Source organism: Curvibacter sp. APW13 (assembly GCF_032337135.1).
Classification (GTDB): domain Bacteria; phylum Pseudomonadota; class Gammaproteobacteria; order Burkholderiales; family Burkholderiaceae_C; genus Allorhodoferax.
The window spans coordinates 1,669,838-1,689,751 of the sequence record NZ_JAVXZZ010000001.1; the positions used below are offsets into that span (position 1 = coordinate 1,669,838).

Annotated in this window: 17 protein-coding genes; 9 read left to right on the top strand and 8 right to left on the bottom strand. The window is 65.0% G+C overall.

Annotation, left to right across the window (positions count from 1 at the left end; translation table 11 throughout):
• Nucleotides 1-16: 16 nt before the first annotated feature.
• Genes napH through RQP54_RS07810 form a run of 4 tightly spaced genes read right to left on the bottom strand, consistent with a single transcriptional unit; the run spans nucleotide 17 to nucleotide 4,543 of the window.
• Entirely contained in the window at nucleotides 17-901 is an 885-nt protein-coding gene (gene napH, locus RQP54_RS07795) for a quinol dehydrogenase ferredoxin subunit NapH (protein ID WP_315677621.1), read from the bottom strand.
• The gene (gene napG / locus RQP54_RS07800; RefSeq protein WP_315677622.1) at nucleotides 898-1,740 is read right to left on the bottom strand and encodes a ferredoxin-type protein NapG; all 843 of its coding nucleotides are present in this window, start codon (nucleotides 1,738-1,740) and stop codon (nucleotides 898-900) included. Before napG ends, napH begins: the two co-directional genes overlap by 4 nt.
• Nucleotides 1,741-1,763: 23 nt before the next feature.
• Nucleotides 1,764-4,292 (bottom strand): nitrate reductase catalytic subunit NapA, encoded by a 2,529-nt coding sequence (napA, locus tag RQP54_RS07805; RefSeq protein ID WP_315677623.1) that lies wholly within the window; start codon nucleotides 4,290-4,292, stop codon nucleotides 1,764-1,766.
• Between the two features lie 2 nt (nucleotides 4,293-4,294).
• The gene (locus tag RQP54_RS07810; protein ID WP_315677624.1) at nucleotides 4,295-4,543 is read right to left on the bottom strand and encodes a chaperone NapD; all 249 of its coding nucleotides are present in this window, start codon (nucleotides 4,541-4,543) and stop codon (nucleotides 4,295-4,297) included.
• Nucleotides 4,544-4,733: 190 nt separating this feature from the next.
• Between RQP54_RS07810 and RQP54_RS07815 the strand changes: the two genes are divergently transcribed.
• The 9 genes from RQP54_RS07815 to RQP54_RS07855 all read left to right on the top strand — a co-directional run bounded on the left by RQP54_RS07815 (nucleotide 4,734) and on the right by RQP54_RS07855 (nucleotide 15,830).
• Nucleotides 4,734-5,381 carry an ANTAR domain-containing response regulator gene (locus tag RQP54_RS07815; RefSeq protein ID WP_315677625.1) on the top strand — a complete coding sequence of 216 codons (648 nt, stop codon included), beginning with the start codon at nucleotides 4,734-4,736 and terminating at the stop codon, nucleotides 5,379-5,381.
• Between the two features lie 353 nt (nucleotides 5,382-5,734).
• Nucleotides 5,735-6,979 carry a CmpA/NrtA family ABC transporter substrate-binding protein gene (locus RQP54_RS07820; protein ID WP_315677626.1) on the top strand — a complete coding sequence of 415 codons (1,245 nt, stop codon included), beginning with the start codon at nucleotides 5,735-5,737 and terminating at the stop codon, nucleotides 6,977-6,979.
• Between the two features lie 25 nt (nucleotides 6,980-7,004).
• On the top strand, nucleotides 7,005-7,916 hold the full coding sequence (gene ntrB, locus RQP54_RS07825; protein ID WP_315677627.1) for a nitrate ABC transporter permease: 912 nt from the start codon (nucleotides 7,005-7,007) through the stop codon (nucleotides 7,914-7,916).
• A complete protein-coding gene (locus tag RQP54_RS07830; protein WP_315677628.1) occupies nucleotides 7,913-8,734 on the top strand; it encodes an ABC transporter ATP-binding protein in 822 nt (273 codons plus the stop codon). Before ntrB ends, RQP54_RS07830 begins: the two co-directional genes overlap by 4 nt.
• Before the next feature lie 12 nt (nucleotides 8,735-8,746).
• Nucleotides 8,747-11,200, top strand: a complete 2,454-nt coding sequence (nirB, locus tag RQP54_RS07835; protein ID WP_315677629.1) for a nitrite reductase large subunit NirB — start codon at nucleotides 8,747-8,749, stop codon at nucleotides 11,198-11,200.
• Between the two features lie 11 nt (nucleotides 11,201-11,211).
• On the top strand, nucleotides 11,212-12,009 hold the full coding sequence (locus RQP54_RS07840; RefSeq protein ID WP_315677630.1) for a type IV pili methyl-accepting chemotaxis transducer N-terminal domain-containing protein: 798 nt from the start codon (nucleotides 11,212-11,214) through the stop codon (nucleotides 12,007-12,009).
• Nucleotides 12,010-12,077: 68 nt separating this feature from the next.
• On the top strand, nucleotides 12,078-12,461 hold the full coding sequence (gene nirD / locus RQP54_RS07845; RefSeq protein WP_315677631.1) for a nitrite reductase small subunit NirD: 384 nt from the start codon (nucleotides 12,078-12,080) through the stop codon (nucleotides 12,459-12,461).
• Nucleotides 12,462-12,573: 112 nt separating this feature from the next.
• Nucleotides 12,574-15,390, top strand: a complete 2,817-nt coding sequence (locus RQP54_RS07850) for a molybdopterin-dependent oxidoreductase (RefSeq protein ID WP_315677632.1) — start codon at nucleotides 12,574-12,576, stop codon at nucleotides 15,388-15,390.
• A gap of 65 nt (nucleotides 15,391-15,455) precedes the next feature.
• A complete protein-coding gene (locus tag RQP54_RS07855; protein ID WP_315677633.1) occupies nucleotides 15,456-15,830 on the top strand; it encodes a carboxymuconolactone decarboxylase family protein in 375 nt (124 codons plus the stop codon).
• Between the two features lie 21 nt (nucleotides 15,831-15,851).
• Here the strand turns inward: RQP54_RS07855 and RQP54_RS07860 are convergent, their stop codons facing one another.
• From RQP54_RS07860 to RQP54_RS07875, 4 genes are read right to left on the bottom strand one after another with little or no spacing between them, the layout of a single operon-like run.
• Complete coding sequence (locus RQP54_RS07860; RefSeq protein WP_315677635.1) at nucleotides 15,852-16,259, bottom strand: MAPEG family protein; 408 nt, start codon at nucleotides 16,257-16,259, stop codon at nucleotides 15,852-15,854.
• Between the two features lie 60 nt (nucleotides 16,260-16,319).
• Nucleotides 16,320-17,558, bottom strand: a complete 1,239-nt coding sequence (locus RQP54_RS07865) for an NADH:flavin oxidoreductase/NADH oxidase family protein (RefSeq protein WP_315677636.1) — start codon at nucleotides 17,556-17,558, stop codon at nucleotides 16,320-16,322.
• Between the two features lie 18 nt (nucleotides 17,559-17,576).
• Entirely contained in the window at nucleotides 17,577-18,764 is a 1,188-nt protein-coding gene (locus RQP54_RS07870) for a metallophosphoesterase (RefSeq protein WP_315677637.1), read from the bottom strand.
• Nucleotides 18,765-18,771: 7 nt separating this feature from the next.
• Nucleotides 18,772-19,908: an L-dopachrome tautomerase-related protein gene (locus RQP54_RS07875; RefSeq protein WP_315677638.1), complete on the bottom strand. Its 1,137-nt coding sequence runs from the start codon at nucleotides 19,906-19,908 to the stop codon at nucleotides 18,772-18,774.
• Nucleotides 19,909-19,914: the final 6 nt, after the last annotated feature.

The window sequence follows — 19,914 nt, forward strand, 5'->3', positions numbered from 1 at the left end:
TGAAAAGTCGTTGGATTCAGGATTGAAGGGGTTTGTCCGCCGCAGGCTTTGCGTCGGTCAGGGTAAAAGCGAATACGTTCTTGGCACACACGTCGATGCAGCGTGCGCAGTTGCTGCAGTCGCCTGCCGCGATGACCGGGCCGATGCCCTTCGGTGCACCCTTGAGCGGCAGCTTGATGACATGCTGTTCGGGGCACACGGCAAAGCAGTCCAGGCAGTCGTTGCAGGCTTCGCGCTGGGTGGCACTGATGCGCACTAGGCTCTTGCGTCCCAAGAGACCATAGAAGGCTCCCACCGGACACAGGTGGCCGCACCAGCCGCGCTTCATGACGAACAGATCGAACAGGAAGATGGCGAGGATCAGCAGCCATCCCATCCCCATGCCGAAAATCAGGCCCCGGTGCAGCATGGGCACCGGGTTCACCAGCTCCCAGACGATGGTGCCGGTACTGGCAGCCAGCACCAGGATCAGGCCCAGCATCCACAGGCGTGCGCTGCGCGGCATGTCGGCACCGCCACGGATGTCGAGTTGGCGGCGCAGGTAGCTTGCAGCATCGGTGACAGGGTTGATGGGGCAGACCCAGGCGCAGAACACGCGCCCGCCCACCAGGGCATAGAAGGCCAGCACGATCAGGGCGCCGATGACGGCATTGCGCTCGGGGGTATGGCGCGTGACCAGCACCTGCAGCAGCAGCAGCGGATCGGTCAGCGGCAGGGTGTTCAGGGTGTAGCTGTAGCTCAGGTTGCCCTTCACCAGCCACCAGCCGAACCAGGGGCCCACCAGGAACAGTCCGAGCACGCCCAATTGAGAGGCCCGGCGCAGCAGCAGCCAGCGGTGCGCGCCCCACCAGCCCTTGGCCTGCAGTGCGTCGAAGCCGACGGGGAGGGTAGCGCGGCTCATCGTGGCGACTCCATGCCACGCGAGGGCGGCGGCACGTCGCTTGCGGGGTCAAAGTGGCCGGGCAGCTTCATGCCCTCGGGCATGCGGTCCGGCAGGTCTACCAGGCCCTTGTCTTCGACCAGCGAGCGGCCCCCGGCCTTCCTCTTCTCTTCCCAGCCGAGGCGGTAGTGGGCACCGATTTCGCCCTTGGCCAGCTTGACGGGGTAGACCTTGATGGCCGCCGTTTCGAGTACGCATGAGGCCTCGCACTTGCCGCAGCCGGTGCACTGGTCGGAGTGCACGGTGGGGAGGAAGAACGCATGCTTGTCGGTGCGTTCGTTGTGCTGCAGCTCCAGCGTGATCGCCTTGTCGATGGCGGGGCACACGCGGTAGCAGACATCGCAGCGCAGGCCCAGGAAGTTCAGGCAGGTCTCGTGGTCGACCAGTACCGCCAGGCCCATCTTGGCCTTGCTGATGTCGGTCAGGCTGTGGTCGAGCGCGCCGGTCGGGCAGGCCTTTACACAAGGAATGTCCTCGCACATCTCGCAGGGCTTGTTGCGCGCCACGAAGAAGGGTGTGCCGGTGGCCACCGCTTGCTCCGGCCTGGCCAGCGAGAGGATGTCGTAAGGGCAGTCGCGCACGCACAGGCCGCAGCGGATGCAGGCACTCTGGAAGTCTTCTTCTGTCCCCGCGCCGGGAGGGCGGATGGCCCCGGCTGGCAGCGCTTTGGCGTGCTGGGCCAGCATGGCCAACCCCAGACCGGCCGCGCCCACGCCGCAGGCCATCTTGGTGGTGTCCAAGAGGAACTGGCGGCGCCCTGCACGTTGGGCATTGCGCTGGGCCGGGGTGGTCTCTGCCATGGTGCTTCAGTGCTTCAGCGTGCTCAGGCCTTGACGATCTTGACGGCGCACTTCTTGAAGTCGGTCTCTTTCGAGATCGGGCAAGTGGCGTCCAGCGTGAGCTTGTTGACCAGGCGGTGCTCGTCGAAGAAGGGCACGAACACCAGACCCAGCGGCGGCTTGTTGCGACCACGGGTTTCCACACGGGTGCTGATCTCGCCCCGGCGCGAAGCGATCTTGACCGTGTCGCCACGCTGCAGGCCGCGTTTCTTGGCGTCTTCGGGGTGCATGTAGACCCAGGCGTCAGGCATGGCGCGGTAGAGCTCGGGTACACGACGGGTCATGGAGCCGGTGTGCCAGTGCTCCAGCACGCGACCGGTGCACAGCCACAGGTCGTACTCGGCATCGGGCATTTCGGCGGCCGGCTGGTAGGGCAGCGCGAAGACCACGGCCTTGCCATCGGGAAAACCGTAGAAACGCATGCCTTCGCCCTTGGGAACATAGGTGTCGTAGCTCTCACGGAAGCGCCACAGGGTTTCCTTGCCGTCGACCACCGGCCAGCGCAAACCGCGGGCCTTGTGGTAGGTGTCAAACGGTGCCAGGTCGTGGCCGTGGCCGCGGCCGAATTCGGCGTATTCCTCGAACAGGCCTTTTTGCAGGTAGAAGCCCAGTTCCTTGGACTCGTCGTTCTCGAAGCCCTTGTACATCTCGGAGGTCGGGAACTTGTTGACCTGCCCGTTGGCGAACAGCACGTCAAACAGGGTTTTACCCTTATATTGGGGGTTCTTGTCGAGCAACTCGGCAGGCCAGACTTCGTCGGTCTTGAAGCGCTTGGAAAACTGCACGTACTGCCACAGGTCGGACTTGGACTGCCCGGCGGGCTTGACCTGCTGGCGCCAGAACTGGGTGCGGCGCTCGGCGTTGCCGTAGGCACCTTCCTTCTCCATCCACATGGCCGAAGGCAGGATCAGGTCGGCCGACATGGCCGAGACCGTGGGGTACACGTCGGAGTGCACCACGAAGGCCTTGGGGTTGCGCCAGCCGGGGTAGGTCTCGCCGTTGGTGTTGGGGCCGGCTTGCATATTGTTGTTGGTGGTGCACCAGAAGAAGCCCAGCTTGCCGTCCTTGAGTGCGCGGCTCTGGGCCACGGCGTGCAGGCCCACCCAGTCGGGAATGGTGCCGGCCGGCAGCTTCCACAGCTTCTCCGTCAGTTCGCGGTGCTTGGGGTTGCCGACCACCATGTCGGCGGGCAGGCGGTGGGCAAAGGTGCCCACTTCGCGTGCCGTGCCGCAGGCGGAGGGCTGGCCAGTGAGCGAGAACGGGCCGTTGCCGGGCTCGGAGATTTTGCCCACCAGCAGGTGGACGTTGTAGATCATGTTGTTGACCCAGGTGCCACGGGTGTGCTGGTTGAAGCCCATGGTCCAGTAGGACACGATCTTGGTCTTGGGGTCGGCATAGGCCTTGGCCAAGGCTTCGAGCTTTTCCTTCGGCACACCGGAAATCTCGTGGGCCTTGTCCAGCGTGTACTCGGCGACGAACTGCTTGAACTCGTCGAAGCTGATGTCGCTGGCTTTGCCGGGGTCGCCCTTGGGCTTGCCGTCGGCACCGGGGTAGCCGTTGTTGCCCGCTGCCACTTCCAGCGGATGGTTGGGGCGCAGTCCGTAGCCGATGTCGGTCACGCCCTTCTTGAACTTGACGTGCTTCTTGACGAAGTCTTCGTTGACCGCGTTGTTCTGGATGATGTAGTTGGCGATGTAGTTCAGGATCGCCAGGTCAGACTGCGGCTTGAAGATCAGCTCGTTGTCGGCCAGTTCGCAGGTGCGGTGGCTGAAGGTGGACAGCACATGCAGCTTGACATGCTTGGCCGTCAGGCGGCGGTCGGTGATGCGGCTCCACAGGATGGGGTGCATCTCGGCCATGTTGGAGCCCCACAGCGCGAAGGCGTCGGCGTGCTCGGCGTCGTCGTAGCAGCCCATGGGTTCGTCAATGCCGAAGGTCCGCATGAAGCCGGCCACAGCCGAGGCCATGCAGTGGCGTGCATTGGGGTCGAGGTTGTTGGTACGGAAGCCTGCCTTCATGAGCTTGGCGGCGGCATAACCTTCCCACACCGTCCACTGGCCGGAGCCGAACATGGCGATATTGCGCGGGCCGCCTTCCTTGAGCGCGGCCTTGGCCTTCTCTTCCATGATGTCGAAGGCCTTGTCCCAGCTGATGGGGGTGAACTCGCCGTTCTTGTCGAACTGGCCGTTCTTCATGCGCAGCAGGGGCTGCTCCAGGCGGTCCTTGCCGTACATGATCTTGGACAGGAAGTAGCCCTTGATGCAGTTGATGCCCTTGTTCACGGGTGCATCGGGGTCCCCCTGGGTGGCGACCACGCGGTTGTCCTTCACGCCCACCAGCACACCACAGCCGGTGCCGCAGAAGCGGCATACGCCCTTGTCCCAACGCACGCCACCATCCTTGGATGCGGCGGTGGCGGCCAGGGCCTCGGCCCCGGGAATGCTGACGCCAGCCACGGTAGCGGCGGCGGTAACGGCTTGCGCCTTGATCAATTCACGACGGGTAAGTTGCATTTTCAGATCTCCTGATCAGGGTGGGATTCGGTTTGCTGGTAGACCATGGCAATGTTGAGGACCCCCTCTTCACGTCCAATGGCTTCGTACTGGTCCGTCGCGCTGCGGTCGCTTTCGCTTTCGAGCGTGATGACGATCTTTCCGTCCTCGCTGGCGGCATGGATTTCCACGCCGGGCATGGAGGACAGGCGCGCCCGCACGGCAGGCTCTCGCCCGGGCTGGGCATAGACGATGGCACTTGAAATGTTCACAAAACTGCTTTCCATCAGGGCAGCACCCGCGGACGAGGGAATATCCGAGTGCAGCGCTTGGTTATGTCCCTACAAACTGTAGGTTATTCACAGACAAAAACCATGACAAACATTAAGAATTGGGAAGAAACGGTCCCGCAATTGCGGGTTAACCCGCAGATTTCGGCATGAAACTTGCGTCGCCAAGGCCATGAATGAAGCCTTGCGAATCGTGGTCGTCTCCCCTGAGCTGGATGCCTTTGCGCCGGACGATGCCCACGCGCAGACCCAGATCGGACGCTCGCGCAGCCTGCGCATCGGTCTGCTCGAAGGTGGATTCAACCTGGTGGCCGTGCTGCCGGCCGACCCGTTCCTCGACGAGCGCCTGGAACAGTTGCGGCCGGACCTCGTGATCGTGGATGCGGAGAGCGAGGCGCGTGACGCGCTGGAGCACGTGGTGATGGCCACGCGCGACGCACCCCGCCCCATCGTCATGTTTACCAATGACCAGGATGCGGAAACGGCACGCGCGGCGGTGGCGGCTGGGGTGTCGGCCTACGTGGTGGCGGGGCTGGCGCCAGAGCGCCTGCGCCCTATCCTGGACGTGGCCATGGCGCGCTTCGAACGTGATCAGGCCATGCAGTCCGAGCTGGCCGATGCCCGTGAAGAAATCCATGCCCTCAATTCCGCCATGAAGGACCGTGCCGTCATCGACCGGGCCAAGGCTTTGCTCATGCAGCGCCAGTCGCTCGATGAGGCCACCGCCTATGCGCGCCTGCGCAAGGCCGCCATGGACAAGAACCTGCGTCTGGTGGAAGTGGCCCAGCGCATGCTCGATGCCGCTGAATTGCTGGGCTAATCCGGGCACGTGGCGAGGATTGGCGTGCATGGTGCACTGCAGCAGTGCCCCAACCGCCGGCATGGTGCAGGGCACCAATACGGTGCAAGTTGTCGAATTCATGGATTAGTCAGGCTGTAGCCCTCGTATTCATTGCGCAAGACGCTTCAAGTTGTATAGCGGATGCGTGCTTGCGAGACTTGGCACGCTCATTGCATTAAGAAACCCGAGCCCCGCAAGGGGTGGTCCAGGCCCCGTCCAACGGCGGGTGGGGCTGGTGGCCAGAAAAGGACAACGGCGTCCCCCGACCAGTGCAGCCTGCTGTACCTGGTCGGCGGACGCCTTTTTTATTTGCCATCCAAAGGAGTACTGCCATGTCGACATCGGAGAAACCCACCATGAGCCGCCGCACCATCCTGCAAGCCGCCGCAGTCGGCGCCACCGTCATCGACCCCGCCTTGCGTTCCGTGGTGTACGCCGCAGGCAGCGACGCACCGGAAAAGACCGAGGTGAAGATCGGATTCATTCCGCTGACCGACTGCGCCAGCGTGGTCATGGCGAGTGTGCTGGGGTTGGATCAGAAGTACGGCGTCAAGATCATCCCGACCAAGGAAGCGAGTTGGGCCGGTGTGCGCGACAAGCTCGTCAACGGCGAACTCGACTTTGCCCACGTGCTCTACGGCCTGGTCTACGGTGTGCATCTGGGCATCGGCGGACCCAAGAAGGACATGGCGGTCTTGGCCACGCTGAACCACAACGGCCAGGCCATCACCCTGTCGAAGAAGCTGGCGGAGAAGGGTGCCGTGGATGGGGCCGGACTGGCCAAGCTGATGGCCAGCGAAAAGCGCGAATACACCTTCGCCCAAACCTTCCCGACCGGTACCCACGCCATGTGGCTCTACTACTGGTTGGCCGCCAACGGCATCAACCCGCTGAGCGATGCCAAGGTCATCACCGTGCCGCCTCCCCAGATGGTGGCCAACATGCGGGTGGGCAACATGGACGGCTACTGCGTGGGCGAGCCCTGGAACCACCGCGCCATCATCGACGGTATCGGCATTACCGCAGCGACGACCCAGGACATCTGGAAAGACCACCCCGAGAAGGTGCTGGGCACCACGGGCGACTTCGTCAAGAAGTACCCTAACACGGCCCGCGCTGTCACGGCCGCGATCCTGGAGGCGGGCAAGTGGATTGACGCGGGCTTGGTGAACAAGAACAAGATGGCCGAAACCATCGCCGACAAGAGCTACGTCAACACCAGTGTCGACGCCATCAACCAGCGCATCCTGGGCCGCTACCAGAACGGTCTGGGCAAGACCTGGGACGACCCCAACCACATGAAGTTCTACAACGATGGGGCCGTCAACTTCCCCTACCTCAGCGACGGCATGTGGTTCCTGACGCAGCACAAGCGCTGGGGCCTGCTCAAGGATCACCCCGATTACCTGGCAGTGGCCAAGCAGGTGAACCAGGTCGAGATCTACAAGCAGGCCGCGGCTGCGACCAAGACGCCCGTGCCCAAGGACCTGATGCGCAGCTCGAAGCTCATGGACGGTGTGGTCTGGGATGGCAAGGACCCGAAAAAGTACGCCGACAGCTTCAAGGTCAAAGCCTGATCGCCACCTATCCGGAGAACACACCATGGTGAGTGCTGTATTTCATGCGCCGCTGGACGGCGCGACCACGACGGAGTCGGCTCCTGCCGCCGTCACGAAGCGACCGGCTCCGCCGCAGCCGATGACACCCGAGCCCGTGGCTACCCCGGGCTACGACTGGCGTGGCCTGATGCTGCAGGTGCTGCCGCCCTTCTTCGGGCTGGTCTTGCTCATCGGCATCTGGGCGCTGGTGAGCATCGGCACCAAGAGCAGCATCCCCAGCCCCTGGGAAACCGCGCAGCAGGCCATCGGCATCTTCAGTGATCCGTTCTACCGCAAGGGCCCGAACGACCAGGGCGTGGGCTGGAACGTGCTGATGAGCCTGCAGCGCGTGGCCATGGGTTTTGGTCTGGCAGCGGCGGTGGGCATTCCGGCCGGCTTCCTGATCGGGCGCTTCACCTTCCTGAGCCGCATGTTCAACCCGCTCATCAGCCTGTTGCGTCCGGTGTCCCCCTTGGCCTGGCTGCCGATCGGTCTGCTGGTGTTCAAGGGCGCGAACCCCGCCGCCATCTGGACCATCTTCATCTGTTCCATCTGGCCCATGATCATCAACACCGCGGTGGGCGTGCAGCGCGTGCCGCAGGACTACATGAACGTGGCCCGCGTGCTCAACCTGTCCGAGTGGAAGATCGTCACGCGCATCCTGTTCCCCTCCGTGCTGCCCTACATGCTGACCGGCGTGCGCCTGGCCGTGGGAACCGCCTGGCTGGTGATCGTGGCCGCCGAGATGCTGACCGGCGGCGTGGGCATCGGCTTCTGGGTGTGGGACGAGTGGAACAACCTCAACGTCAAGAACATCATCATCGCCATCTTCGTGATCGGCATCGTGGGGCTCATTCTCGAATACGCCCTGATCAAGGTGGCCACCGCCTTCACCTACGAGGACGTGCAATCATGAGCAGCCTGAAGTACATCGACATCCAGGGCGTGGCCCAGACCTTCAAGACCAAGAAGGGCCCCTTTGTTGCGCTGCGCGACATCGACCTGACCGTGGCCAAGGGCGAGTTCGTGGCACTGATCGGCCACAGCGGCTGCGGCAAGTCCACGCTGCTGAACCTCATCGCCGGGCTGACACGCCCCACGCAGGGCACGCTGCTGTGTGCCAACCGCGAGATTGCCGGCCCTGGTCCCGACCGCGCGGTGGTGTTCCAGAACCATTCGTTGCTGCCCTGGCTCACCTGCTTCGAGAACGTCTACCTGGGCGTGGAGCGCGTATTCGGCCAAGGCAACCCTGGCGCACCCGCCGAAACCAAGGTCCAGCTCAAGGCACGCACCGAGGCGGCGCTGGCGCTCGTTGGCCTTGGTCATGCGGCGCAGAAACGCCCCGGGGAGATCAGCGGCGGCATGAAGCAGCGCGTGGGCATTGCCCGTGCCCTGGCCATGGAGCCCAAGGTCCTGCTCATGGACGAGCCCTTCGGCGCGCTTGATGCGTTGACGCGCGCCAAGCTGCAGGACGAGTTGCTGGAGATCGTGGCCCGCACCCAGAGCACCGTGGTCATGGTCACGCACGACGTGGACGAGGCCGTGCTGCTGTCCGACAAGATCGTGATGATGACCAACGGCCCTGCGGCCACCATTGGCGAGGTGCTCTCCGTGGACCTGCCCCGCCCACGCTCCCGTGTGGAATTGGCCGACAACACGGAATACCTGGGCTACCGCAAGGCCGTCATCGACTTCCTCTACACCCGCCAGGGGCACGTAGAAAAAGCCGCATAAGGAGTCAGGACCATGGACATGAAACTCCCTCCCGGTGTGAAGCAGAAGCTGGTGATGGTGGGCAACGGCATGGCCGGTGTGCGCACAATCGAGGAGCTGCTCAAGGTGGCGCCCGGCCTGTACGACATCACGGTGTTCGGTGCCGAGCCACACCCCAACTACAACCGCATCCTGCTCTCCCCGGTGCTGGCCGGCGAGCAGACGTTGGACGAAATTGTTCTCAACCCGTTCCAGTGGTACGCGGACAACGGCATCACCCTGCATGCAGGCAAGAAGGTGGTCGAAGTGGACCGGCAAAAGCGCCTGGTCCGTGCGGACGACGGCACCGAAGTGCCGTACGACCGCTTGCTGCTGTGCACGGGCTCCAACCCCTTCATGCTGCCGGTGCCGGGCAAGGAACTCGCGGGCGTGATTGCCTACCGCGACATTGCCGATACCAACGCCATGATCGAGGCGGCGGCTCAGTACAAGCATGCCGTGGTGATCGGCGGGGGACTGCTGGGGCTGGAGGCCGCCAATGGCCTGATGCTGCGCGGTATGGACGTGACCGTGGTGCACGTGATGCCCACGCTCATGGAGCGCCAGCTCGACACCGTGGCCGGCGGCATGCTGCAGAAGTCGCTCGAAGCCCGCGGTCTGAAGTTCCGCATGGGCGCGCAGACCCAGGAGCTGGTAGGTGGTGACACAGGGCGTGTGACCGCAGTGAAATTCAAGGACGGCAGCACCGTGCCGGCCGACCTCGTAGTGATGGCCGTGGGCATCCGCCCCAACACCGAACTGGCCCAAAGCATGCACCTGCATGTGGACAAGGGCATCGTCGTCACCGACACCCTGCAGACTGTGACTGACCCGCGCATCTACAGTGTGGGCGAGTGCGCGGCCCACCGCGGCGTGGCCTATGGCCTGGTCGCGCCGCTGTTCGAGCAGGCCAAGGTGGCCGCTAATCACCTGGCGCAATACGGCATCGGCCGCTACACCGGCTCGCAGACTTCCACCAAGCTCAAGGTCACGGGTATCGATCTGTTCTCGGCCGGCAACTTCACCGGTGGCGAAGGTTTTGACGACATCGTCATGAGCGACCCGGCCGGTGGCGTGTACAAGAAGCTCGTGATCCAGAACGATGTGCTGGTGGGTGCCTGCCTGTACGGCGACACGGTGGACGGCAGCTGGTACTTCAAGCTCATCCGCGAAGGACGCAACATCGCCGACATCCGCGATACGCTCATGTTCGGCGAGAGCAACATCGGCGACGTGGGCCACCAGGGCCAGAACAAGGCGGCCGCCATGGCCGACACGGACGAGGTGTGCGGCTGCAACGGCGTGAGCAAGGGCAGCATCTGCAAGGCCATCAAGGAAAAGGGCCTGTTCACGCTGGATGAGGTGCGCAAGCACACCAAGGCCAGCGCCTCGTGCGGCTCCTGCACCGGCTTGGTGGAACAGCTCATCATGTTCACGGCGGGTGGCGACTACTCGGCCACCCCGAAGAAGAAGGCCGTGTGCGGCTGCACCGAGCACAGCCACCAGGACGTGCGTGAAGCCATCTTTGCGCAGAAGCTGCTGAGCATCGACGCAGTGTTCAAGGCGCTGGACTGGAAGACGCCCAATGGCTGCGCGACCTGCCGCCCGGCAGTGAACTACTACCTGATCTCCAGCTGGCCCAAGGAAGCCAAGGACGACCCGCAAAGCCGCTTCATCAACGAGCGCAGCCACGCCAACATCCAGAAGGATGGCACCTACAGCGTCATCCCGCGCATGTGGGGCGGCGAAACCACCGCGGACGAATTGCGCCGCATTGCCGATGCGGTGGACAAGTACAAGATTCCCACCGTCAAGGTCACCGGTGGTCAGCGCATCGACCTGCTGGGTGTCAAGAAGGAAGACCTGCAGGCGGTGTGGAGCGACATTGGCATGCCCTGCGGCCACGCCTACGCCAAGGCGCTACGCACGGTGAAGACCTGTGTAGGCAGCGAGTGGTGTCGCATGGGCACCCAGGACTCTACGCAGATGGGCAAGGACCTGGAGAAAGCCATGTGGCGCATGTATGCCCCGCACAAGGTCAAGTTCGCCGTGTCGGGTTGCCCGCGCAACTGCGCCGAAGCCGGCATCAAGGACGTGGGCGTGATCGGGGTAGACAGCGGTTGGGAGATGTACATCGCCGGCAACGGTGGCATCAAGACCGAGGTGGCGCACTTCTTCACCAAGGTGAAGACGGCCGCCGAGGTGCTGGAGTACACCGGCGCCTTCATGCAGCTGTACCGCAAGGAGGGCTGGTACCTGGAGCGCACGGTGCACTACGTGAACCGCGTGGGGCTGGACTACGTCAAGCAGCGCATCCTGCACGACGAAGCCAACCGCAAGGCGCTGTGGGCCGAACTGCAGTTTGCCCTGGACGGCGAGCCCGACCCCTGGTTCGAGTTCGACAAGGCCCGTGTGGACACGCGTCAGTTCGACGCGATCAGCGCTTAGGAGTCCCGGGTATGCAACGTCGACACATGCTGGCCCTGGCCGGTGCTGCCGTGTGCAGTACGGTCATGCCGGGAGCCCATGCCCAGGTGGCTGACCTCAGCGACGCCATCAACAAGGCCGGGCGCCAGCGTATGCTGAGTCAGCGCATGGGCAAGGCCTGGTTGGCGCTGCTGCAGGGTGTGGAGACCGGCACCGCCCGCCAGGTGCTGGACAAGTCCATCGCCCTGTTCGACCGCCAGTTGGTCGAGCTCAAGGCCTATGCGCCCAATGCTGACCTGCAGGGTACCTATGAGCAGCTTGAGCCCCTGTGGTCCCAGTACAAGGCGGTGCTCGTTGGCAGTGCACCCGCCAAGGCCTCTGCGCCCGACCTGCTCAAGCTCGACGCCCGCGTGCTGGCGCTGGCCCATCAGGGCACGGTGCAGTACGAAGCTGCACTGGGCAAACCGGTGGGCAAGCTCGTGAACGTGGCCGGGCGCCAGCGCATGCTGAGCCAGCGCATGGCCAAGTTCTACCTCGCCGCCACGGTGCCCGTGGAAGGGGCTTCGGCCCAAGCGGAGATAGACAAGGCCCGTGCCGAGTTTGTGGCCGCGATGGAATTGCTGCGCACAGCACCCCAGGCGACCCAACGCATCCGCGACGAACTGCAGGTGGCGGATGGCCAGTGGATGTTCTTCGACATGGCCTTGCACAAGCTCAAGGAGGGTGCGCCTGCCGGCCGTGCCCAGTCCGACATCTTTGTGGCCAGCGAGAACCTGCTCACGGTCATGGACCGGGTCACGGGCCTGTACTCCAGCCTGAAGACAGTATGAAATTGGCGCTTGTCCCGCATGAATATTGTGTATGTAGCTACTGAAACGATAGCAACTGAAAGAATCCTATGACCGAATGGAAACGCATCTGCCGCCTTGACGAGATCCCTGCGCTGGGTGCGCGCCGAGTGGCCCGCAGCCGGGGACTGGACGTGGCCATCTTCCGCGGTGCCAATGACCGTATCTTTGCCCTGCTGGACCGTTGCCCGCACAAGGGCGGTCCGCTGAGCCAGGGCATCGTGTTCGGCGAGAGCGTGGCCTGCCCGCTGCACAACTGGACCATTGCGCTCACCGACGGCAATGCCCAGGCGCCCGACGAAGGCCACACCCCGGTGTTTGCGGTGCTGGTGAAGGATGGAGAGGTTTACCTTGACGCCGCCGAACTGGCTAGCCATGCCACCGAGTGGACCCGCCCAGTTGCCGGTCCGGCGTGCCGGCTGGTGGCGGCCTGAACCTGGGGCGTCGGCATGCAGGAAACACGGAGCACCTGCCCCTACTCCGATCTCGCTGCGGGCGCAGCGGTCGCTTTGCGAGCACTTGGAAACGCCTACGTAGGGGCACAGCATGATTGAGACGCGCTCCACCTGCCCCTACTGCGGCGTAGGCTGCGGCGTCATCATCGAAAGCGATGGGGCCCAGATCACCGGCGTGCGGGGTGACCCCCAGCACCCGGCCAACTTTGGGCGCCTGTGTTCCAAGGGGTCGACCCTGCACCTCACGGCCAGTGCACAGGTCAATGCCCAGGTGCGCCTGCTGCAGCCGTTGCAGCGCTTTGAGCGCGGACAGGCTCCGCAGCCCGTGGCGTGGAGCGGCGCCCTCGATACGGTGGCCACCCGTCTGGCGGACACCGTGCGCACCCACGGGCCCGATGCCGTGGGCGTATATGTGTCCGGCCAGCTGCTCACCGAGGACTACTATGTGTTCAACAAGCTCACCAAGGGCTTGCTGGGCACCAACAACATCGACACCAACTCGCGTCTGTGCATGAGCAGCGCCGTGGCCGGCTACAAGCAGACCCTGGGGGCCGATGCGCCGCCCGCCTGCTACGACGACCTGCAGCACGCCAGCACGCTGTTCATCGTGGGCGCCAACCCGGCCTTCGCCCACCCGGTGCTGTTTCGCCGCGTGGAAGACGCCAAGCGCGCCAACCCGGACCTGAAGATCATCGTCTGCGATGTGCGCCGTACCGACACCGCCGAGCTGGCCGACCTGTTCCTGCCCATCCAGCCGGGTACCGATGTGGCCCTGTTCCACGGCATGCTTTCCACCATGCTGTGGGAAGGCTGGGTGGACAGCGCCTTTATTGCGGCCCATACCGAGGGCTTCGAGGCGCTCAAGGCCACCGTGCGCCCCTACACCCCGGAGCTGGTGGCGCAGCTCTGCGGCATCACGCCCGCGCAGCTGCACCAGGCCAGCCGCTGGTTCGCCGGCGTGCAGGACGATGGTTCGCGCCGCCCCTCCTTAAGCCTGTACTGCCAGGGCCTCAACCAGAGCAGCGCAGGCACCGACAAGAACGCTGCGCTCATCTGCCTGCACCTGGCCACGGGGCAGATCGGCAAGCCCGGTACCGGCCCGTTTTCGCTGACGGGTCAGCCCAATGCCATGGGCGGGCGGGAAGTGGGTGGCCTGGCCAATTTGCTCAGCGCCCACCGCGACCTCGCCAACCCGCAGCACCGCGCCGAGGTGGCCGCGCTGTGGGGTGTGGACCGCGTGCCCGAAAGACCCGGCAAGACCGCCGTGGAAATGTTCCAGGCCGCCGCCGATGGCGAGATAAAGGCCCTGTGGATCGCCTGCACCAACCCGCTGCACAGCCTGCCCGACACCAGCACCGTGCGCCGGGCCCTGGAGCGCGCCGAATTCGTGGTGCTGCAGGACGCCTTTGCCACCACGGCCACGGCCGCCTATGCCGACGTGCTGCTGCCCGCCACCACCTGGGGTGAAAAGGAAGGCACCGTGACCAACAGCGAACGCCGCATCAGCCGCGTGCGCGCTGCTGTGCCGCCCCCGGGTCCGCTCGACAACGGGCCGCGCCACGACTGGCGCATCGCGGTCGATGTGGGACAGCGCCTGGAGCGCTTGCTCGCCAGCCCCGCCTCCAGTGGCACGCTGTTCCCGTACGACTCCCCCGAGTCGGTGTGGAACGAACACCGCGAGAGCACCCGCGGGCGCGACCTCGACATCACGGGCCTGTCCTATGCCCAACTGGAACAGGCCCCGGCCCAGTGGCCCCAGCCCGAAGGCGCAGCCCAAGGCAAGGCGCGCTTGTACGAAGACGGCGTGTTTCCCACCTCCACCGGGCGGGCCCGCTTTGTGGCGGCGGACTACCGACCGGTGGCCGAGCCGCGCGACGCCCGCTACCCCCTGGCCCTCACCACCGGGCGGCTGCGCGACCAGTGGCACGGCATGAGCCGCACCGGTACCCTGGGACGCCTGTTCGGCCACGTGCGCGAACCGGTACTGTCCCTGCACCCGCAGGACATGGCGGTACGGGGGCTGACCGATGGCGACATCGTGAGCGTGCGCTCACGTCGCGGCAGTCTGTACATCCCCGTGCAGGCGAGTTCCGACCTGCTGCCTACGCAAGCCTTTGTGCCCATGCACTGGGGCCCGGAGTTGCTGGGTGGGCAAGATGCCCAAGGCGCACCTGCCACCGGCGTCAACTCGCTGACGAATCCGGCCTACTGCCCGTCGTCGAAGCAGCCCGAGTTCAAGCACAGTGCCATTGCGGTGGACAAGGCTGTGCTGCCCTGGGGCTTGGTGGCCATGGCTTGGATGCCTGCCGAGCAAGCGCTGCAGATCCGTTCGGCGCTGGGGGCACTGTTGGGAGGCTTTCGCTATGCCGCCTGTGGCGTGTTCGCGGGGGATGACGCCACCCAGACCGGTGTATGGCTACGCGCCGCCCATGAAACGGCGGTAGCGGATGAAATCGTGTTGCGTGTGGAAGCGCTGATGCGCCTGGATGGCCTGGCGACAGCGCGCTACGCCGATGCCCGTACCGGCCAGCGGCGCAGCGTGCGCACCCGGCCCCAGGGGGCAGACACGGTGCTGGCGGCCTTTGCCCTGGCGGGGGATACCCGTTCGCAGGCCTGGGTCGCGGCGCTGCTGGAGCAGACGGGCGCCGTACAGGCATTGGGGCGCTCGCTCCTGGCCGCCACCAGCCAGCCACCACTGCCCATGGCCGCACCGGCCAAGGTCGTGTGTGCATGCTTTGGCGTCACGGAAGATGCCATCCAGCGCGGCCTGGAAGCGGCCAGCGGCGATGCGGCGCAACGGCTCGGTGCCGTGCAGCAGCAGCTGAAATGCGGCACCAATTGCGGCTCCTGCGTGCCGCAGCTGCAGCGCATGGCGCGCTTGGTGGCGCAGCCGGTGGCGGCGACCTGAGCACCGGCGCGGCGTGGTCCGGACCGGTCGATGACAATACCGGCCTCGATCACGAAGGAGAAGCAATGGACCAGCAGTACGAAGAAGGCCTGGCACGGCGCAAACAGGTGATGGGCGAGGCTTTCGTGGCCAAGGCCCTGGGCGGCGCCACCGCCTTTACCCAACCCCTGCAGGACCACATCACGCGCAATGCCTGGGGCGATGTGTGGCTGCGCGACGGGCTCGACCTGAAAACCCGCAGCCTGGTGACCATTGCCATGCTCACGGCGCTGGGGCGCAGCACCGAACTCAAGGGCCATGTGCGCGGCGCGCTGAACAACGGGGCCAGCGTGAAGGAGATTCAGGAAGTGCTTCTGCACGCCACCATCTACTGCGGCGTGCCCACGGCCGTGGAAGGCTTTCGCGCAGCGGCCGAGATCATCGACGCGCCGACTCCCTGAGCCGGCGCGGCCATGCCTGCGTCAGCCGGTGAACAGGCAGGCCGCCATCCACAGGCACAGGCCCAGCTGCACACTCCAGAAGCTGGCGCGTACGAACACCTGCACCGGTCCGGTTCCCCAGAGGTGGGCCAGTGTCTGACCGACGCGTGCGTACAGCACGAAGGGGGCAAGGGTGTTCACGCTGCCGCTCTTGTCCATGGCCGCAGCCGCCAGCACGATGGCGGCGAACACCGGAAGGTTTTCCAGGCAGTTGGCGTGGGCGTCTTCCACCCGCTTGATGAAGGGCGCGTCGTCGGCGGGCTTGTTGCCGCGCGGCCAGCTGTTGATGGGCGTTCCCTTCAGAAAGCGCAGCCCGCGGTACAGGAACACCAGCGCAATCAATGCCAGGGTCCACAGGGCAAAACCAACCAATGCTTGCAAAGCGGTCATCGCTAACGTCTCCTCATGTTGTTGTGGATGCGTACCTTAACGCCAAAACAGGTGCAAGCGTCAGCGCGGGGTCTTGGCCATCCATGCGCGGTAGCGTTTCGTGAGGTGGCGGGCCCGCCATTGGTCCCGCACCAGGGAGAACACGGCGCTGGGGTGGCGTAGCGGGTGCTTGCCCGCACCCACGCGCTGCAGCTGGCGTCGCACCAGCGCCATCGTGGCCAGCGAGGCAATGGCCTTGTTCTTGATGCGGACCTGCGGCTCCAGGTTTTCCACGTCGCGGCCCGTGCGCCAGTGCTGTGGCAGGTCGGGGCACTGCGCCAGGGCCGTGCCCATGCCCACCACGTCCACGCCCTGCGCCAGCACCCGCTCTGCCACGGCCAGGCGGCGGATGCCGCCGGTGGTCATGATGGGCAGCGTGGTGCCTTGTGCTATCGCCTGGGCGAATTCCAGAAAGTAGGCCTCGCGCGCCAGGGTGCGGCCGTCGCGCGTCCGGCCCTGCATGGCCGGGGCTTCGTAGCTGCCGCCTGAGAGCTCGACCAGATCGACTTGACGCTGAGCGAGCATGGCCACCACCTGTTTGGCGGCATCAGCGTCGAAGCCGCCGCGCTGGAAGTCGGCGGAGTTGAGTTTCACTGCCACGCAAAAGCCCGGTTGCACGGCTGCGCGCACGGCATCGACCACGGCCAGCAACAGACGGGCACGGTTGTCCAAGCTGCCACCCCAGGCGTCGGTGCGCCGGTTGGTCAGCGGCGAAAGAAATTGGCTGATCAGGTAGCCGTGTGCTGCGTGAATCTCTACACCGGTGAATCCCGCGTTTTCCGCCCGCAGGGCGGTGTCGACAAAGTGCTGGATGGTTTGTGCAATCTCTGCTTCGCTCATGGCCCGCACCGGCGCAAAGAGCTTGGAGTGCTTGCCGAGGTCTACCGCCACGTCCGAGGGTGCCCAGCCGGGTTGTCCCAGGGCGGCCCAGACCTGGCGACCGGGGTGGTTGATCTGCATCCACACCTGGCCGCCCCGGCTGCGTGCAGCGGTGGCCCAGCGGCGAAATGGTTCGGGCGGCGTGTCCTTCTGCAGCACGATGCCGCCGGCACTGGTCAGCGCGCGGGCATCGACCATCACGTTGCCGGTGATGAGCAAGCCCGTGCCACCCTCGGCCAGGGTTTGGTACAGGCGAATGATGTCGTCGGAAGGAAGTTGCCCGGGGCCGGCGAGTTGCTCTTCCATGGCCGCCTTGGCGATGCGGTTGGGCAGGGTGCTGCCATTGGGCAGCGTGAGTGGGGAAAAGAGTGCAGAGGTCATGGTGTGCTCGAAACGAATTCAGGAGGCGGGGCGCAGGGTGAGCAGCGTGATCTCGCTGCGGAAGTGGCGCTTGGGTGGGCCCCAGTAGCCGGTACCGACCGAGGTGTAGCTCCACATCTGCTGGAAGCGGTGCAGGCCTTTCACCACCGGCTGCTGCACACGCACGAAATGGTTCCACGGCCACCACTGGCCACCATGGGTATGGCCGTGCAGGGCCAAGTGGTAGCCCGCGTCCGCCCCGGCAGGTGCCGTGACGGGTTGGTGGGCCAACAGCAGGCGTACGTCGGCTGCGGCGCCTGCGCCTGCAATGGCGGCGTGCGGGTCGCAGGCCAGTTCGCGGAAGAAGCGGCCGGTGCTGTGGTCGGTGACGCCAGCCACCGCCAGGGTGGCGCCATCGCGCTGCACCACGAAGTGTTCGTTCAGCAGCACGCGCATGCCCAGGCGGCGGAATTCACGCACCCAGGATTCGGCACCGCTGTAGAGCTCATGGTTGCCGATGACCAGGGCCACGCCCTCGCGTGCCTGCAGTTGCTGCAAGGGGGCCACATGGCTTTGTAGCGTGGGTACATCGCCATCGACCACGTCGCCGGTGATCGCCACCAGGTCGGCCTGCAGGGCGTTGACCTGGTCCACGATGCGTTGCAGGTAACCGCGCCGGATGGTCGGGCCGACATGGATGTCGGTGATCTGTGCGATGCGAAAGCCGTGCAGCTCGGCAGGCAGCCCGTCGATGGGAATGTCCACCTCCACCACGCCAGCGCGCACGCGGGCCACGACGAATCCTGCGGCAGTGAAGAGGGTCGCCAGCAACACGGCGATCCATGCCGAGGGCTCGGCCCAGCCCAACACCGGCACACCCGCCCAGTGCAGTGCAGGCAGCAATACGGCGCGCAGCAGCGCCAGTACGAACAGGCTGGAGAATTGCCCCAGTGCCAGCAGGCCGGTCCAGGACAGCGCTGCGCCCCAGCGCGGGTTGCTGGTGCGTAGCGACAGCAGGCCCGCGGGGATGGCCAGGGTGCTGAGGGCCAGATAGCCCCCCAGGCCGATGCCAAAAGGTGTGCTCGCCGAACCCGCCAGCAGTGTCCACAGTCCGTAGTGGAGTGCCGCGATCAGCGAGACCGGAATGGCCAGAGGGAGCCAACGACGCAAACCTTGCGGTGCTTGGCTGCGCGTCGCTGGCGCAGGGGCGGTGGTAGTGCGGTTCATGGTTTTCTCACTGTATGGATATGGCAGGTAGGCGCAACAGGCGATAGGGGCGGTGGGCGACCAGTCGCTCCAAGGAAGGTGGCCTTGCGAACTGATCGATGTATGCGGGAATGGCACTGTCGGTGAACAGCAGTGCGCCATCGGGCGCCTGGACCACACCGTCAGCCCAAACCACTTGGGGGTCACTCACCAACGTTTCAAGCTGGCCATCGTCCCGTCGGCGCACCAGACCCCCATGCTCAATGTCGGTAAGGATGACTCGCCCTCTCGAATCGATGGTGATGCCGTCCGATAGTGGCTTGACGCCTTGGTCTTCCACCAGTTGACCCAGCGCAGCCTCGTCGAATTCTGGGTTGCTGAGCGCAGCCAGAGGAACCCGGTACAGGTGTTGATGGCTCATTCCACCGAAATACAGCCACTGGTCATCATCGCTCAGCGCGATCCCGTCCACGCCCACGGCAAAGTTCACCAGGCCGTAGCCCAGCTTGTGCGGGCCGAGCGGCGTGCGGATCGTCCAATCCTGCGCTTGGGTGCTCGGATGCTGTTCCAGGCGCAGCAACAGTCGCCCGCTTTCCGGTTCGAACACCGCTATGGCGGGGCGGGTGAACTTGAACAACCCGGTGTCTGCCAGGATGACGCGACGTCCGTCTGCAGTGATCCGCAGATCCTGGGCAAAGGGAAGCACCCCTTTGTCAAACCAGTGTTCATAGACCTTGGCATTGCTGGCCAGGCTCCACGCGGTCAGGCGCGTGCGTGCATGGTCCAGCCCGGCCGGCTCAATCAGCCACAAGCGGTTCTGCCGATCGACGGTCATCCCGAATACGCCTTGCCAGTCCTTTTGGGCCTCCAGGCTGGGCCATGGCACGGGCTTTCCGTTGACCACTTCGAACATCGTGGGACCAAACCGCTCGGCCTTGGCAAACGGGTGGTAATTCATGAAGGTTCGGCCATCAGCAGCGACAGCTACGTTGCCAGGCGGGAAGTCCAGTGTCGCAACTGTCTGCAGGCTGCTTGCCGGGGTCAGCGCCGGCGTTGCCACGCTGGGGTAGGCGCTGCCGCCTCCGTGGACAAGTTTCAGCCAAAGCATGCCCAGTGCCAGTGCGATAGCCAGCACTGCGCCTATTCGCAGGGTCCAGGTTTTCATGGCGTT